The sequence below is a fragment of the Pseudomonas rhizophila genome (assembly GCF_003033885.1).
Classification (GTDB): Bacteria; Pseudomonadota; Gammaproteobacteria; order Pseudomonadales; family Pseudomonadaceae; genus Aquipseudomonas; species Aquipseudomonas rhizophila.
Window position 1 is genome coordinate 176,800 of the sequence record NZ_CP024081.1, and the last position, 15,330, is coordinate 192,129.

At 60.9% G+C, this 15,330-nt stretch carries 14 protein-coding genes; 10 read left to right on the top strand and 4 right to left on the bottom strand.

The genetic code is table 11. The features are described from left to right. The first annotated feature begins 2 nt into the window (after positions 1-2). From CRX69_RS00825 to CRX69_RS00855, 7 genes are all read left to right on the top strand, one after another. Positions 3-1,361, top strand: a complete 1,359-nt coding sequence (locus CRX69_RS00825) for a glutamine synthetase family protein (protein ID WP_047226056.1) — start codon at positions 3-5, stop codon at positions 1,359-1,361. Positions 1,362-1,421: 60 nt separating this feature from the next. Then, entirely contained in the window at positions 1,422-2,786 is a 1,365-nt protein-coding gene (locus CRX69_RS00830) for an aspartate aminotransferase family protein (RefSeq protein ID WP_047226055.1), read from the top strand. 181 nt (positions 2,787-2,967) lie between these two features. Further along, a complete protein-coding gene (locus CRX69_RS00835; protein ID WP_076386499.1) occupies positions 2,968-4,080 on the top strand; it encodes a polyamine ABC transporter substrate-binding protein in 1,113 nt (370 codons plus the stop codon). 214 nt (positions 4,081-4,294) lie between these two features. Then, positions 4,295-5,362: a polyamine ABC transporter substrate-binding protein gene (locus CRX69_RS00840; RefSeq protein ID WP_107323217.1), complete on the top strand. Its 1,068-nt coding sequence runs from the start codon at positions 4,295-4,297 to the stop codon at positions 5,360-5,362. A gap of 71 nt (positions 5,363-5,433) precedes the next feature. Then, positions 5,434-6,576, top strand: a complete 1,143-nt coding sequence (locus tag CRX69_RS00845; protein ID WP_047226052.1) for an ABC transporter ATP-binding protein — start codon at positions 5,434-5,436, stop codon at positions 6,574-6,576. Further along, on the top strand, positions 6,573-7,493 hold the full coding sequence (locus CRX69_RS00850) for an ABC transporter permease subunit (RefSeq protein WP_047226051.1): 921 nt from the start codon (positions 6,573-6,575) through the stop codon (positions 7,491-7,493). Before CRX69_RS00845 ends, CRX69_RS00850 begins: the two co-directional genes overlap by 4 nt. Then, positions 7,490-8,374, top strand: coding sequence for an ABC transporter permease subunit (locus CRX69_RS00855; protein WP_047226050.1), 885 nt, complete (start codon positions 7,490-7,492; stop codon positions 8,372-8,374). Before CRX69_RS00850 ends, CRX69_RS00855 begins: the two co-directional genes overlap by 4 nt. 188 nt (positions 8,375-8,562) lie before the next feature. Here the strand turns inward: CRX69_RS00855 and CRX69_RS00860 are convergent, their stop codons facing one another. From CRX69_RS00860 to CRX69_RS00870, 3 genes are all read right to left on the bottom strand, one after another. Next, positions 8,563-8,904 (bottom strand): carboxymuconolactone decarboxylase family protein, encoded by a 342-nt coding sequence (locus CRX69_RS00860; RefSeq protein ID WP_047226049.1) that lies wholly within the window; start codon positions 8,902-8,904, stop codon positions 8,563-8,565. A gap of 104 nt (positions 8,905-9,008) precedes the next feature. Beyond that, positions 9,009-11,417 carry a penicillin acylase family protein gene (locus CRX69_RS00865; RefSeq protein ID WP_107321385.1) on the bottom strand — a complete coding sequence of 803 codons (2,409 nt, stop codon included), beginning with the start codon at positions 11,415-11,417 and terminating at the stop codon, positions 9,009-9,011. 110 nt (positions 11,418-11,527) lie between these two features. After that, the gene (locus CRX69_RS00870) at positions 11,528-12,115 is read right to left on the bottom strand and encodes a DUF6436 domain-containing protein (RefSeq protein WP_047226047.1); all 588 of its coding nucleotides are present in this window, start codon (positions 12,113-12,115) and stop codon (positions 11,528-11,530) included. A gap of 107 nt (positions 12,116-12,222) precedes the next feature. On the opposite strand from CRX69_RS00870, the gene bipL reads away from it, so the two are divergent. After that, positions 12,223-13,170, top strand: a complete 948-nt coding sequence (bipL, locus tag CRX69_RS00875) for a phospholipase BipL (protein ID WP_047226046.1) — start codon at positions 12,223-12,225, stop codon at positions 13,168-13,170. Positions 13,171-13,303: 133 nt separating this feature from the next. Here bipL and CRX69_RS00880 read toward each other — a convergent pair whose 3' ends face one another. After that, complete coding sequence (locus CRX69_RS00880; protein ID WP_047226045.1) at positions 13,304-14,047, bottom strand: DUF2059 domain-containing protein; 744 nt, start codon at positions 14,045-14,047, stop codon at positions 13,304-13,306. A 140-nt stretch (positions 14,048-14,187) separates the two neighbouring features. On the opposite strand from CRX69_RS00880, the gene CRX69_RS00885 reads away from it, so the two are divergent. Both CRX69_RS00885 and CRX69_RS00890 read left to right on the top strand, forming a co-directional pair. After that, complete coding sequence (locus CRX69_RS00885) at positions 14,188-14,820, top strand: 2OG-Fe(II) oxygenase (RefSeq protein ID WP_047226044.1); 633 nt, start codon at positions 14,188-14,190, stop codon at positions 14,818-14,820. A 2-nt stretch (positions 14,821-14,822) separates the two neighbouring features. After that, on the top strand, positions 14,823-15,314 hold the full coding sequence (locus tag CRX69_RS00890; RefSeq protein WP_107321386.1) for a 2-thiouracil desulfurase family protein: 492 nt from the start codon (positions 14,823-14,825) through the stop codon (positions 15,312-15,314). Positions 15,315-15,330: the final 16 nt, after the last annotated feature.

Genomic DNA, 15,330 nt, shown 5'->3' on the forward strand with positions numbered 1-15,330 from the left:
TTATGAGTAACAACCTCGACCAGCTCACCGATTGGTTGAAAGACCATAAGATCACAGAAGTCGAATGCATGATTGGCGACCTGACCGGCATCACCCGGGGCAAGATTTCGCCGACCAACAAGTTCATTGCCGAAAAAGGCATGCGCCTGCCCGAGAGCGTTCTGCTCCAGACCGTTACGGGCGACTATGTCGAAGACGACATCTATTACGAACTGCTCGACCCTGCCGACATCGACATGATGTGCCGCCCGGACGAAAACGCAGTGTTCCTTGTGCCCTGGGCCATCGAGCCCACCGCCCAGGTTATCCACGACTCCTACGACAAGCATGGCAATCCCATCGAACTGTCGCCGCGCAACGTGCTCAAGAAAGTGCTCAAGCTCTATGCCGACAAGGGCTGGCAGCCGATCGTCGCGCCGGAAATGGAGTTCTACCTGACCAAGCGCAGCGACGACCCGGACTTCCCGTTGCAGCCGCCCATTGGCCGCTCCGGTCGCCCGGAAACCGGCCGTCAGTCGTTCTCGATCGAAGCGGCCAACGAATTCGACCCGTTGTTCGAAGACGTCTACGACTGGTGCGAACTGCAGGAGCTGGACCTCGACACGCTGATCCATGAGGACGGCACGGCGCAGATGGAGATCAATTTCCGTCACGGCGACGCCTTGTCCCTGGCCGACCAGATCCTGGTGTTCAAGCGCACCATGCGCGAAGCGGCGCTCAAGCACAACGTAGCCGCCACTTTCATGGCCAAGCCCATGACCGGCGAGCCCGGCAGTGCGATGCACCTGCACCAGAGCATCATCGACAAAGACACCGGCAAGAACGTCTTTTCCAATGAAGACGGGACCATGAGCACGCTGTTCCTGAATCACATTGGAGGTCTGCAGAAGTTCATCCCCGAGCTGCTGCCGCTGTTTGCCCCCAACGTGAACTCGTTCCGCCGCTTCCTGCCGGATACGTCGGCGCCGGTGAACGTGGAATGGGGTGAAGAGAACCGCACCGTGGGCCTGCGCGTGCCGGAAGCCGGGCCGCAGAACCGTCGGGTGGAAAACCGTTTGCCGGGCGCCGACGCCAACCCGTACCTGGCGATCGCCGCCAGCCTGTTGTGCGGCTACATCGGCATGGTCGAAGGCATCAACCCGAGCGCGCCGGTGGTGGGGCGAGGGTATGAACGTCGCAACCTGCGCCTGCCACTGACCATCGAAGATGCCCTCGAGCGCATGGAAAACAGCGCCACCATCGAGAAATACCTGGGCAAGAAATTCATCACAGGCTACGTCGCGGTCAAGCGGGCCGAGCATGAAAACTTCAAGCGCGTCATCAGTTCGTGGGAGCGGGAATTCCTGCTCTTTGCCGTCTGAAGCGCCGGACGGGACTGCTTCAGGCAGTTCCGTCCCCACCGATCTACAAGGAGAATTCGCATGACCGGCAACAATCCGCAAACCCGTAAATGGCAGGCCCTGAGCAACGATCACCACCTGGCGCCATTCAGCGACTTCAAGCAGCTCAAAGAGAAAGGCCCGCGCATCATCACCCACGCCAAGGGCGTTTACCTGTGGGACAGTGAAGGCAACAAGATCCTCGATGGCATGGCCGGCCTCTGGTGCGTGGCCGTCGGCTACGGCCGCGACGAACTGGCCGACGCCGCCAGTCAGCAGATGCGCGAGCTGCCGTACTACAACCTGTTCTTCCAGACCGCTCACCCGCCGGTGCTGGAATTGTCCAAAGCCATCGCCGACATCGCCCCTGAAGGCATGAACCACGTGTTCTTCACCGGCTCCGGCTCCGAAGGCAACGACACCATGCTGCGCATGGTCCGCCACTACTGGGCGATCAAGGGCCAGCCGAACAAAAAAGTCATCATCAGCCGCAAGAACGGCTATCACGGTTCGACCGTGGCCGGCGCGAGCCTGGGCGGCATGACGTACATGCACGAGCAGGGCGACCTGCCGATCCCCGGCATTGTCCACATCGCCCAACCCTACTGGTTCGGCGAGGGCGGCGACATGAGCCCGGAAGAGTTCGGCGTATGGGCGGCCAACCAGCTGGAAGAAAAGATCCTGGAAATCGGCGTGGACAACGTGGGTGCCTTCATCGCCGAGCCGATCCAGGGCGCGGGCGGAGTCATCGTGCCGCCGGACAGCTACTGGCCGCGCATGAAGGAAATCCTCGCCAAGTACGACATCCTGTTCGTGGCCGATGAAGTGATCTGTGGTTTCGGTCGCACCGGTGAGTGGTTCGGTACCGATCATTACGGGTTGAAACCCCACATGATGACCATCGCCAAGGGCCTGACCTCCGGTTACATCCCCATGGGCGGCCTGATCGTGCGTGACGATGTGGTGGCGGTGCTCAACGAAGGCGGCGACTTCAACCACGGGTTTACCTATTCCGGTCACCCGGTAGCCGCTGCGGTGGCCTTGGAAAACATCCGCATTCTGCGCGACGAAAAGATCGTCGAGCGTGTTCATGGCGAAACGGCACCCTATTTGCAACAGCGCCTGAGGGAACTGAACGATCATCCGCTGGTGGGTGAGGTACGCGGTGTCGGCTTGCTGGGGGCGATCGAACTGGTACAGGACAAGGCCACGCGCAAGCGCTACGAAGGCAGGGGTGTGGGCATGATCTGCCGGCAGTTCTGTTTTGATAATGGGCTGATCATGCGCGCCGTGGGTGACACCATGATCATTGCGCCGCCGCTGGTGATCAGCAAGGCCGAGATCGATGAACTGGTGACCAAGGCGCGGCACTGCCTGGACCTGACGCTCAGTGCGTTGCAAGGCTAAGTGCTAGGCTCTGAGCGAGGCGCCCGTACGGGCCTCGTCCGGCGTAAACAAAAGGCTGGGCTTTTGTTGAAAGGCTGGCCTGTAACTTGCCAGACTACCGGCTGTTCAAGTTGCCCGCGAGCCGGCTACTGAACGACGGCTAAGAAGAATAACTGGAGCATTTTTCATGAAGGCATTAGGCATGAAGACATTAGGTATGAAGATGGCTGGCAAGACCCTCCTCGCCATGTCCCTGACGGGCGTGATGGCGAGTGCTGTTCAGGCGGACGACAAAGTGCTGCACGTCTATAACTGGTCCGATTACATTGCACCGGACACGGTCGCCAAGTTCGAGAAAGAGACGGGGATCAAGGTCGTCTACGACGTGTTCGACAGCAACGAGACCCTGGAAGCCAAGTTGCTGGCGGGCAAGTCCGGCTATGACATCGTGGTGCCGTCGAACAACTTCCTGGCCAAGCAGATCAAGGCCGGTGTTTACCAGGAGCTGGACAAGTCCAAGCTGCCGGACTGGAAGAACCTGGACACCGACCTGCTCAAGGCCGTGGGCGATGCCAGCGACAAGGGCAACAAATATGCCTTCCCCTACATGTGGGGCTCCATCGGTATTGGCTACAACCCGGAGAAGGTCAAGGCTGCACTGGGTATCGACAAGATCGATTCGTGGGACGTGGTGTTCAAACCGGAAAACATGGCCAAGCTCAAGAGCTGCGGCGTGAGCTTCCTCGATGCACCGACCGAGATGATCCCGGCGGCACTGCATTACCTGGGCAAGCCGACCGACAGCAAGGACAAGGCTGACCTGAAGGCCGCTGAAGACCTGTTCCTGAAGATTCGTCCTTCGGTTGCCTATTTCCACTCCTCCAAATACATCTCGGACCTGGCCAACGGCAACATCTGCGTGGCTGTGGGTTACTCCGGTGACCTGGAGCAGTCCAAGGAGCGCGCCAAGGAAGCGGGAGACAAGGTCAAGCTCAGCTACGTCATTCCAAAAGAAGGCGCCGGCACTTTCTACGACATGGTCGCCATTCCCAAGGACGCCGAGAACGTCGAATCCGCCTACAAGTTCATGAACTTCCTGATGCAGCCGCAGATCATGGCTGAAATCACCAACGCCGTACGTTTCCCGAACGGCAACAAGGCGGCCACGCCACTGGTGGACAAGGACATCACCAGCGATCCGAGCATCTACCCGTCTGACGAAGTGAAGAAGCAGCTGTATGCAATCAGTGATCTGGATGCCGGCACGTTGCGTCTGATCACCCGCAGCTGGACCAAGATCAAGTCTGGCAAGTAAGCCGGTCTGAGGCATCTTCCTGTTGTCGCCGGCATCGCGGCGGCGGCAACGGGAATAATTAAATGACTAAAAGTTTTGCTGGATCGGTTTATCGAGGGTAAGTTGCGCGCCGGTTTTGTTGCAGGGCACATCGCTGCCAGGTAACGGGGGCAACTTGGGCCCAACTATTTAAGAGGACCTCCACGTGCCTGTTTTTTCTTTGTTACGCAATGCCATGCTGATCGGTGCCGGACTGACGCTTGCCGTCAGCGTCCAGGCTGCCTCCACCGTGCATATTTATAACTGGTCGGATTACATCGGCGAGACCACCCTGGCGGACTTTGAAAAGGCCACGGGGATCAAACCGGTGTACGACGTCTTCGACTCCAACGAAACCCTGGAAGGCAAACTGCTGGCCGGTCGTACCGGCTACGACGTGGTCGTGCCGTCCAACCATTTTCTGGGCAAGCAGATCAAGGCCGGGGCGTTCCAGAAACTCGACAAGTCGCAGTTGAGCAACTACGCCAACCTGGACCCGGTGCTGCTCAAACGCCTGGAGAAGAATGATCCGGGCAATCAGTACGCCGTGCCCTATCTGTGGGGTACCAACGGCATCGGCTACAACGTCGAGAAGGTCAAGGCTGCGCTGGGCGTCGACAAGATCGACTCGTGGGCCATGCTGTTCGAACCGGAAAACATCAAGAAACTCTCCAGCTGTGGCGTTTCGTTCCTCGATTCGGGCGACGAGATGATCCCGGCGATGCTCAATTACCTGCTCCTGGACCCCAACAGCCAGAACCCTGAAGACTACAAGAAGGCCGAGGCTCAACTTCTCAAGATCCGGCCTTACGTCACCTACTTCAACTCTTCCAAATACATCTCCGATCTGGCCAATGGCGAGATCTGCGTGGCTGCCGGTTTCTCCGGTGACATCTTCCAGGCCCGCGAACGTGCTGAAGAAGCGAAAAAGGGCATCGAGATCGCTTATGTGATTCCCAAGGAAGGCGCCAACCTCTGGTTCGACATGCTGGCGATCCCGCGCGATTCCTCCAACGTCAAAGAAGCCCACGCCTTCATCAACTATTTACTCAAGCCTGAAGTGATCGCCCAAGTCAGTGACGCCGTCGGCTATGCGAACCCCAATCCCAAGGCCGGCGAGTTGATGGACCAGCAAGTGCGCACCGACGAAGCGGTTTACCCACCGCAAGCGGTCGTTGACAAGCTGTACGTCAACTCCGAGCTGCCGCCCAAGATCCAGCGCGTCATGACCCGCAGCTGGACCAGGGTCAAGTCAGGCAAATAGGGTCAAGCGCTTTAACTATTCCAAGGCTCGTCCGCGCAGGGCGAGCTGCAAATTTTGTGGGAGTTTCGTAAATGGCAGTTGCCTCCGGCGCCTATAAGAAAGCCCTCGAGGGCGACCAGACACCCAAGCAGGTGTTGGTCAAAATCGACCGGGTCACGAAAAAGTTCGACGAGACGATTGCCGTGGACGATGTGTCCCTGGAAATCAAGAAAGGCGAAATCTTCGCCCTGCTCGGCGGTTCGGGATCGGGCAAATCCACCTTGCTCCGCATGCTGGCGGGTTTCGAACGGCCCACGGAGGGGCGCATTTTCCTCGACGGTGTAGACATCACCGACATGCCGCCCTATGAGCGGCCGATCAACATGATGTTCCAGTCCTACGCCCTGTTCCCCCACATGACCGTGGCGCAGAACATTGCTTTCGGCCTGCAGCAGGACAAAATCCCGAAAGCCGAGATCGACGCCCGCGTGGCCGAAATGCTCAAGCTGGTGCAGATGAGCCAGTACGCCAAGCGCAAGCCGCATCAGCTCTCCGGCGGCCAGCGTCAACGTGTGGCCCTGGCCCGTTCCCTGGCCAAACGGCCCAAGCTGTTGCTGCTCGACGAACCGATGGGTGCCTTGGACAAGAAGCTGCGCTCGCAGATGCAGCTTGAGCTGGTCGAGATCATCGAGCGGGTTGGCGTAACCTGCGTCATGGTGACCCACGATCAGGAAGAGGCCATGACCATGGCCGAGCGCATCGCGATCATGCACCTGGGCTGGATCGCCCAGATCGGCAGCCCGATCGACATCTACGAAACCCCCACCAGCCGGCTGGTCTGTGAGTTCATTGGCAACGTCAACATCTTCGAGACCGAAGTGGTGGACGACGCCGAAGGCCACGCGGTGCTGACTTGCAAGGACCTGGACCGCAACATCTACGTGGGCCACGGCATCAGTACCTCGGTGCAGGACAAATCGGTCACCTACGCCATCCGCCCGGAAAAACTGCTGGTCACCGCCGAGCAGCCGGACTGCGAGCACAACTGGTCCAGCGGCAAGGTCCATGACATCGCCTACCTGGGCGGCCATTCGGTGTTCTACGTCGAATTGCCGAGCGGCAAACTGGTGCAGTCCTTTGTCGCCAACGCCGAGCGCCGGGGTCAGCGTCCGACCTGGGGCGACCAGGTATTCGTGTGGTGGGAAGACGACAGCGGAGTGGTGCTTCGCTCATGAACATGCGCAAATTCAAACGCCGACTCGACCGAATAACGCCCGGTGGCCGTCAACTGGTCATCGGGGTGCCCTTCATCTGGCTGTTCCTGTTCTTCATGCTGCCGTTCTTCATCGTCCTGAAGATCAGTTTCGCCGAAGCCGACGTGGCCATTCCGCCGTACACCGAGATCTACAGCTACATCGACCAGAAGCTGCAGGTGCTGCTCAACTTCAGTAACTATGTGCTGCTCAGCGAAGATGATCTGTACATCGCCGCCTACCTCGGCTCGCTGAAGATGGCCCTGATCAGCACCGTCTTGTGCCTGCTGATCGGCTACCCGATGGCCTACGCCATCGCCAAGGCCCGCCCGGACCTGCAAACGGTGCTGCTGCTGCTGATCATGATGCCGACCTGGACCGCGATCCTGATCCGCGTCTATGCGTGGATGGGCATCCTCAGCAACAACGGTCTGCTCAACGGCTTTTTGATGAGCATGGGCTGGATCAGCGAACCGCTGCAGATCCTCAACACCAACCTGGCGGTCTACATCGGCATCGTCTACTCGTACCTGCCGTTCATGATCCTGCCGCTCTACGCCAACCTGGTGAAGCACGACCCGAGCTTACTGGAGGCGGCGTCCGACCTGGGGTCGAGCACCTTCAACAGTTTCTGGAAAATCACCGTACCGCTGTCCAAGAACGGCATCATCGCCGGCTGCATGCTGGTGTTCATCCCGGTGGTGGGCGAGTTCGTGATCCCGGAACTGCTGGGTGGCCCGGAAACCCTGATGATCGGCAAAGTGCTGTGGCAGGAATTCTTCAACAACCGTGACTGGCCGGTGGCGTCCGCGCTGGCAGTGGTGATGCTGGCGATCCTGATCGTGCCCATCATCCTGTTCAACCGCAGTCAGGCCAAAGAAATGGAGGGCAAGGAATGAAGCGCTTCAGTTTTTCAAGCCTGATGCTGGTGCTGGGTCTGCTGTTCATCTATGCGCCAATGCTGATCCTGGTGATTTACTCCTTCAACGCTTCGAAACTGGTGACGGTATGGGGCGGCTGGTCGATCAAGTGGTACGTCGGTCTGCTGGACAACAGCCAGTTGATGGGCTCGGTGGTGCGCTCGCTGGAAATCGCCTGCTATACGGCGATCGCCGCGGTGGCCCTGGGTACACTGGCGGCCTTCGTGTTGACCCGTATTACCCATTTCAAGGGCCGCACGCTGTTCGGCGGCCTGGTCACCGCACCATTGGTGATGCCGGAGGTGATCACCGGTCTGTCGCTGTTGCTGCTGTTCGTGGCGATGGCGCAGATGATCGGCTGGCCCCAGGAACGTGGCATCGTCACGATCTGGATCGCCCACACCACGTTCTGCTCGGCCTATGTGGCGGTGGTGGTCTCGGCACGCTTGCGTGAACTGGACCTGTCTATCGAAGAAGCGGCCATGGACCTGGGGGCGCGGCCGTGGAAGGTGTTCTTCCTGATCACCATCCCGATGATCGCGCCATCGCTGGCGGCGGGGGGCATGATGTCGTTCGCCTTGTCGCTGGACGATCTGGTGCTGGCGAGTTTCGTCTCCGGCCCGGGCTCGACAACGTTGCCGATGGAAGTGTTCTCGGCGGTACGCCTGGGGGTCAAACCGGAAATCAATGCCGTGGCGAGCCTGATCCTGCTGGCCGTATCGTTGGTGACTTTCCTGGTCTGGTACTTCAGCCACCGCGCCGAAGAAAACCGCAAGCGGGCGATCCAGCAAGCCATCGAAGAAAGCGCCGCCGACTCCTGGAAACAGCCAGACCCGCGCCGGGCAGCCGCGCCGGTCTGACCGGACGCTGAGTCACTGTGGGAGCAACTGTCTTGGATGGTTTATTTAGCCATCCTTTCCAGGGACAGCGAGGCTCCCACAGGTCTTTTTGTTGCCCACAAATCCGGGATCAGGCCCAAATCCAATGTGGAAGCGAGCCTGCTCGCGATAGCGGCGTAGCAGTCAATGAAGATCTCAGTGATCGCCTCTCACTTCTTCAACGCATCATGTGCTTCCAGCGCCCGCAGGGAGTAGATATACGCCGCGCCGGCATTCAGAGAAACCGCGGTGGCCAGGGTGGCGGCGATCTCTTCGCGGGTGGCGCCGGCCTTGATGGCCGCATCGGTATGCACGCCGATGCAGCCGTCGCAGCGGGTCGTGATCGCCACGGCGATGGAGATCAGCTCCCGGGTCTTGGCATCCAGCACGTTGTTATCGGCCGCGGCTTCATCCAGGGCCATGTAGGCCTTGACCATTTTCGGATTGCTTTTGCCCAGGGCGCCGAAGGCACTTTTGATGGTGGGCAGCAGTTCGGACCAGTTGATGAACATGGGGTTGACTCCATAAAAAGGGGTAGTTGTTAAACCCTTCCAGTCTTGACCATAAATAGCGTCCAAGCCTGTTGATTGATGAAAAGCGTTACCCGTCATTGGGCTCAAGGCTTAGCCCCGACCGGCAGCAGCTTCAAGGTGCTGCGGGTATTGGCCATCACTTCTATTTCGGCCAGATGCGCCTGGTAGTACAGCCCTTCGATGTAAGCCTCGGCCTGATCCGCGTAATGCGCGTCGAACGGCACGCCGCTTTGCCCGACGGGGTTGACCGTGATGCTGTGGGCCGGATCGGCAAAGTCGATAATGCGTCGGGTGGACGGGCCATAGGTCACTGGCCAGGGCGCCGGACCGATTTTGGCCGAGAGGTTGTTGGGCACTTCATGGGTACCGGGAGCAGCAAAGGGGCCGACGTTGAAGATCCGGTCCAGCGGCTTTTGCAGGCCCAGCGGATGACCGTGGGTGAGGGTGTGCGCCTTGCCCCATTGCCATTGGCTGGCATCGTCACCCAGGGTGGCCTTCAGGTGCGCCAGACTCTTGCCCCAGGCCCTCATCACCGTGTCGGCACGGGTCTCCTTGCCCGGGGTGGTGCGATCGTCCCACCAGGGCGAATCCTCTGATGCCGCCAGGCGTGGCAGCGCGGCGTCGATCACTCGGGTCGACAGCGCGGTTTCGAAGAGCCCGTCGCCCAATTCATCGTGCAGTGCGGCGTCGGCCAGGTTAAAGAGGAACTGGTTGAACAGCGTGGCGCTTATGGAGTCCAGCGGATAGTCGCCCTGCCATTGGGCCAGTTGTTCCACCCATTTACGCTCCCGGGGGGCGCTGACCCCGTTACGCAGCACCGGCAGCAAAGGCGCGAGCAAACGCGGACCGTAGGCGGTGGTGGTGCCCAATTGCAGTTTGCGGGTGGTTTCGATGTCCCACTTGGCCTGCTTGTCGCCCAGTTGGAGGTTGAGTTTCTGGCCGCGATCGGCAAGGTTGTAGTAACCCGCAATCTCGATGCCGCTGGCCGATACCGGCTGGAAATTGGCCGACACGATGTAGCCTCGGGCCGGGTTCTCTTCCTGGGGGTTGCTGCTGAAAGGGTAGAAGCCCTCCTTTTGCGCCTCTGCGCTGCCGCCATCGAGCATGAAACCGGGCTGCACGCCGGCCGGCCGCTTGGGCAATTGCGCCGCGGCCCACCAACCGATATCGCCCTTGGCGTTGGCCCACACCACATTCAGCCCTGGCGCGTGGATCTTGGCTGACGCGCTGCGAGCCTTGGTCAGGGTGTCGGCGCGATTGAGCTGGTAGAAGGCTTCGAGGATCGGGTTGCGGCTTTCCAGGAACCCCCACCACATGGCGATAGGTGTCTTGCCGGCGTTGGCGCCGAGGGCGTCGTTGACGATCGGGCCATGGGGCGACTGGCGCAGTTGCAGCGTCACCGGCGCCTGGCCCTTGACTGCGATCTGTTGTTCGCTGCGGGTCATGTCCACCCATTGGTCGCGATACCAGACCTGCTCGGGATTATCCGGGTTGACCCGTTCGACGATCAGGTCCAGGTCGTCGTTCTGGAACATCGTGACGCTCCAGCCGAAATCCTTGTTCATGCCCAGCGTCGCAAAGGGCATCAGCGCCTGGTAATGCCCGTAAAGCTCGAAACCCGGGGCCGACAGGTGCGCCTCGTACCACACCGACGGCGCGGAAAAGCGAATATGCGGGTCGCCCGCCAGCAACGGTTTGCCGCTGTGGGTGCGGCTGCCGGAGACCGCCCAGGCGTTGCTGCCTTCGAACTGCGGCAGGCCGTTTTCGGCCAGGGCCTGTTCACTGAGACGGGCCAGGGCGTTGAGGTCTTTCCAGTCGGCGGCGGCCAGGGGCAGGCCGCTCTTGCGAGTCTCGGCCAGCACGCCCTTGGGCTGCCAGTCGAGGTCGAAAATGTTCAGGTAGTCGCTGCCCAACTGATCGCGCACGTAAGTCAAAAGCGGCTCGGTGCGAAACGCGGCCGCAAAGCTGTAGGCCATGTAGCCGGCAATGCTCACGGTGTCCTCGGCGGTGAAAGGACGCTTGGGGATGCCCAGCACATCGAACTCCACCGGCCTGGCGTGGGTTTCCTGGTAGCGGTTGATGCCATCCAGGTACGCCTGCATCGCGATCCAGGCCGGGGACTGTGGGTCCTGTTCCGTCAGATAGGTCGCGGCGCGTTCGCGAATGCGCAGGCTGCGCATCAGTTTGTCGGTGTCGAGCAGCTTCGGCCCGAGTACCTCGGCCAGTTCGCCACGGGCGAGGCGGCGCATGATCTCCATTTGAAACAGCCGGTCCTGGGCATGGACATAACCCAGGGCGCGGTACAGGTCGGTTTCGTTTTCAGCACGGATATGCGGCACGCCGCGTTCGTCGTAGCGCACGGTCACCGAGCCTTGCAGACCTTGCAGCTGCACCGTGCCCTGGCGGGTGGGCTGCTTGCTGTAGAGGTAGCCGCCCGCGACGATGATGGCGGTGACGACCAATGACAGGAAGGCGATGAGGGTGCGTTTCATGCTAAATCCTTATTGAGTGACAGCGGTCCCATGGTTTCGCTGTTTATTCCCATGTTTAACATGCCGCCGGGTGTCTGCGTATCCTTGCTCGGGGGGATTTTCCCTGCGGCCTATTCTTTGGCGGATGTGTCCTGCCCCCACGGGCAATAACACCCTACCGCCAGCGTGTGGGTCGCATTCACCGCCCGGCCGCTGCTCAGGGCCTCGAGAATCGGCTCGATGAAGCTGTTGCTCGAATTGCAGGTCAGGCCTTCGCTGTAGGGGCCGAAGTACGCCAGTTTGCCGCTGCGATCCCAGATCGCTACTGCCGGACTGGCGGGAATCTGGCTTGAGCCGGGGAGCACCGAAAGCGGTTTGAGGCTGCTCAGCGTGGTCGGCAATTGGCCCTGACTGCCGGTTTTTTGGACTGCATAAAACTCGACGCCTTGGGGGGCGTATTTCTCCACCAGCTCGGAAAGGTGCTGTTGGTTGCCGACGTTGCATGGGCAGGCGGGATCCCAGAAATGCACCAGACGGATCGGGCCAGGGCCGGCCAGGCCGGGGGGGAGGCGCAAAGGGTCGCCGGAAAATACCGCCGTGTGTTCGCTGAACGCTCGCAGAAAGCGGCCCTGGAACCAGTCGTAGGCGATCCACAACACGGCGGCGCACCCGAGGGCAAGCAGGCTGGCAAGCAAGGTCGTGCGGTGGGACGGGCGCATGGAGTCGATCCTCTGAGGCCGCGTAGCTTGCCATGCCTGGCGCGACAGATGAATATCGCAGGCCTACAAAGTCTGTTTCGCGCGTTGCGCTTTTATGTGGAAATCCTATGCCCGTCAGTTTCGACCCCGATCACCTGCGTGCCAGCCTGCAACCTTTGGCTCAGTGGCAGCCGCTGTCTGCGCAGGCGCTGGCTTATCAGCGGTTCTACGGCCTGGATTTTCCCCACCGCACGTTGCGCAAGGGCCTGGGGCGTTTCGAGATAGACGGATATGAGTTGGTCGGTCAGGTCTGGTGGCCGGAAAAAGCGCTAGCGACGCTGTTTCTGTTCCACGGCTATTACGACCATATGGGGTTGTACCGGCACTTGATCGAGTGGGCGCTGGAGCAGAAATTCGCCGTGATCGCCTGCGACCTGCCGGGCCACGGCCTATCCAGTGGCGAACGCGCCAGCATCGGTGATTTCGCCGAGTACCAGGCCACGTTGCAAGGCCTGCTGACCGAGGCCGGGACGCTGGAGCTGCCGCAACCCTGGCATCTGTGCGGACAAAGCACCGGAGGGGCCATCGTGGTTGATCACGTGCTCAACCAAGGCCAGCACAGCCCTGCCCAAGGTCAGGTCATACTGCTGTCGCCCTTGGTACGGCCGCGGGCCTGGGGCTGGTCGCGCCTGAGTTACTACTTGCTCAAACCCTTTGTAACCGGCATCGCCCGACGTTTCAGCGAGAACTCCACCGACCCGGACTTCCTGCCATTCCTGCAAGCCGACCCGTTGCAACCGCTGCGCCTGCCCACCGCGTGGGTCGGAGCGTTGGGGCAATGGATCAAGCGTATCGAAGTCGCCCCGAGCAGCCCGCGCCAGCCCTTGATCGTGCAGGGCCAGGCGGATATGACGGTGGATTGGGCGCATAACCTGCAAGTGTTGCGCAGCAAGTTCGATCGGCCCCAGGTGCTGATGTTGCCCGAAGGTCGGCATCACCTGGCGAATGAGGCGCTGGCGATGCGGCAGGAGATGTTTGGATTTCTGACGAAGCGGATGAGCCGGGTTCGGCGCTGACCGGGCTATTGCTATCGCGAGCAGGCTCGCTCCCACACTGGTTTTTCGACGATCACAAAATCTGAGTTCACTCAAACACCCTGTGGGAGCGAGCCTGCTCGCGATAACGGTGTCAGGGGCGCTGAAGATCTATCTATTGCCCGAGAGTCTGCCCCACCGCCAACCCCGCCCGAATCGCTGCCAAGGCCGCTTGATAATAAGCCTGGCCCTCAGCCGACTCGGCGAAGGTGGCGAACTCCTCCAGCTCGGTGTCCGTCAGGTCGCGGTAGACGTACAGCAGCGTGTTGTTCAGGTCTGCGCCGATCTGCTCCATCAGACGCTGGCGCTGACCGTTCAGCATGCCCTGGGCCTGGCCAGCACCCAGCAGGCCGGGGATCATCGAGCTCAGGCTGTCCGCCGCCACGCCGGCGATCGCCAGGCTGACTTCGGCGCCGGCCTCGCGGGCGGGCAGGGACTGGGCCAGATGGCCGATGATCAATAGGCGGTTGTCACTGACTTGCATCTTCGGCAGGCCCTTGGCGTTCTTCGCCAATTGGTCGCGACGGGTCGCCAGCAGCTCGGCTGCCACGACTTTGCGGCCCAGGGGCGACTGAAAAAAACTCAGGGCCGGGGCTGGGTCGGTGAGGTTCTTGCGCAATTGCGCCTCGGCCCGCTGGTCCATGGCCTGGGGGGCAAAGCGTTGATTGCTGTTGTTGACCAGTGCCTGGAACACTGCCGGTGGCAGGCTGCTCTGGTAACGCTGCTGCGCGGCGCTCAAGGCGTCATTGAAATGCGCCCGTTGTTCCGGCCAGCCGGCGACCTTGTACAACTGGTCGTAGCTGTCTGCCCAGGCGGGCAACGCACAGAACATCAACAATGAGAAAAGCAAACGGCGCATAGGGACTCCTGTCAGCAGCCGACTATTCTCCGTGGGGTGTGGGGACTTGTCGAGAATTCGTATCAAGTTCCTGCGCCTGCGCCGTCAAGCGTGACAAACCCGCTGCGCGGCGCTGTCGGTTTTGCAGGCACAGGAATACTATGCGCGCCATGCAAATACCTTCTGATCACCCACTGCTGTTACGTATCGTCGACGACCTGGCCGAGCGCGGCTGGTCGCAGCAGAATATCTTCCTGCCGGACGCGCTGACCCGCGCCCTGGCAGCCGAATGTCGCCAGCGCGCCGCCGAAGGCGAGCTGGCTCCGGCGGCGGTCGGACGTGGGCCGTTTTCGGAGATTCGTGAAGGGATTCGGGGTGATCGTATCCAATGGATCGAGCCCGGCCAGGCGCAAGCGTGCGACCGTTACCTGGGGTTGATGGACAGTTTGCGGGAGGCGATCAATCGCGGGTTGTTCCTGGGGCTGGAGGATTTCGAAAGCCACTTTGCGCTGTACCCTCCTGGCGCCTTCTACCTCAAGCACGTCGACCGCTTCCGCGATGATGATCGACGCATGGTGTCGGCGGTGCTTTACCTCAACGACGCCTGGTTGCCGGAGCATGGCGGCCAGTTACGCATGTACCTGGACGATGGCGTGGAGCACGACGTGGTGCCCACCGGCGGTTGTCTGGTGGTGTTCCTGTCGGGGGACATCCCCCATGAAGTCCTGCCGGCGGCGCGAGACCGCCTGTCCTTGACCGGCTGGTTCCGGCGCCGCGGCACCGAGGTGTTCTGAGCATGGAAAAGATCCTCGTCAGCCGCTGCCTGCTCGGACACCGCGTGCGCTACGACGGCGGTGCCAGTGGCCCGTTCGATCAGCTTCAACGTTGGCTCGACGAAGGTCGGGTCGTGCCGCTGTGCCCGGAAGTCGCCGGCGGCTTGCCCACGCCTCGGGCGGCGGCAGAAATTCCCGGTGGGCAAGGTACGCAGGTGCTCGACGGCCAGGCGACGGTAATCACCACCGAGGGTGAGGACGTCAGTGAACAGTTTCTGTCCGGCGCGTATCAAGCGCTGGAGCGGGTGCGCGAACACGCTATCCGTATCGCCGTGCTCAAGGCCAACAGCCCGTCGTGCGGCAATCTGTTGACCTACGACGGGACGTTCAGCGGCGTGAAAGTGCCTGGTGAAGGTGTGACGGCGGCCTTGCTCAAACGTCATGGGGTGCAAGTGTTCAGTGAGTTGGAATTGGCAGAAGCTGCGGCGGCGCTCAGGGCATTGACCGACGAATAACCACCGGTAGCGACGC

Excerpts from the sequence above, each read along its gene's own strand:
- CRX69_RS00825 (WP_047226056.1), top strand. The coding sequence starts at position 3 with ATGAGTAACAACCTCGACCAGCTCACCGATTGGTTGAAAGACCATAAG.
- CRX69_RS00830 (WP_047226055.1), top strand. The coding sequence starts at position 1,422 with ATGACCGGCAACAATCCGCAAACCCGTAAATGGCAGGCCCTGAGCAAC.
- CRX69_RS00835 (WP_076386499.1), top strand. The coding sequence starts at position 2,968 with ATGAAGACATTAGGTATGAAGATGGCTGGCAAGACCCTCCTCGCCATG.
- CRX69_RS00840 (WP_107323217.1), top strand. The coding sequence starts at position 4,295 with ATGCTGATCGGTGCCGGACTGACGCTTGCCGTCAGCGTCCAGGCTGCC.
- CRX69_RS00845 (WP_047226052.1), top strand. The coding sequence starts at position 5,434 with ATGGCAGTTGCCTCCGGCGCCTATAAGAAAGCCCTCGAGGGCGACCAG.
- CRX69_RS00850 (WP_047226051.1), top strand. The coding sequence starts at position 6,573 with ATGAACATGCGCAAATTCAAACGCCGACTCGACCGAATAACGCCCGGT.
- CRX69_RS00855 (WP_047226050.1), top strand. The coding sequence starts at position 7,490 with ATGAAGCGCTTCAGTTTTTCAAGCCTGATGCTGGTGCTGGGTCTGCTG.
- CRX69_RS00860 (WP_047226049.1), bottom strand. The coding sequence starts at position 8,904 with ATGTTCATCAACTGGTCCGAACTGCTGCCCACCATCAAAAGTGCCTTC.
- CRX69_RS00865 (WP_107321385.1), bottom strand. The coding sequence starts at position 11,417 with ATGAAACGCACCCTCATCGCCTTCCTGTCATTGGTCGTCACCGCCATC.
- CRX69_RS00870 (WP_047226047.1), bottom strand. The coding sequence starts at position 12,115 with ATGCGCCCGTCCCACCGCACGACCTTGCTTGCCAGCCTGCTTGCCCTC.
- bipL (WP_047226046.1), top strand. The coding sequence starts at position 12,223 with ATGCCCGTCAGTTTCGACCCCGATCACCTGCGTGCCAGCCTGCAACCT.
- CRX69_RS00880 (WP_047226045.1), bottom strand. The coding sequence starts at position 14,047 with ATGCGCCGTTTGCTTTTCTCATTGTTGATGTTCTGTGCGTTGCCCGCC.
- CRX69_RS00885 (WP_047226044.1), top strand. The coding sequence starts at position 14,188 with ATGCGCGCCATGCAAATACCTTCTGATCACCCACTGCTGTTACGTATC.
- CRX69_RS00890 (WP_107321386.1), top strand. The coding sequence starts at position 14,823 with ATGGAAAAGATCCTCGTCAGCCGCTGCCTGCTCGGACACCGCGTGCGC.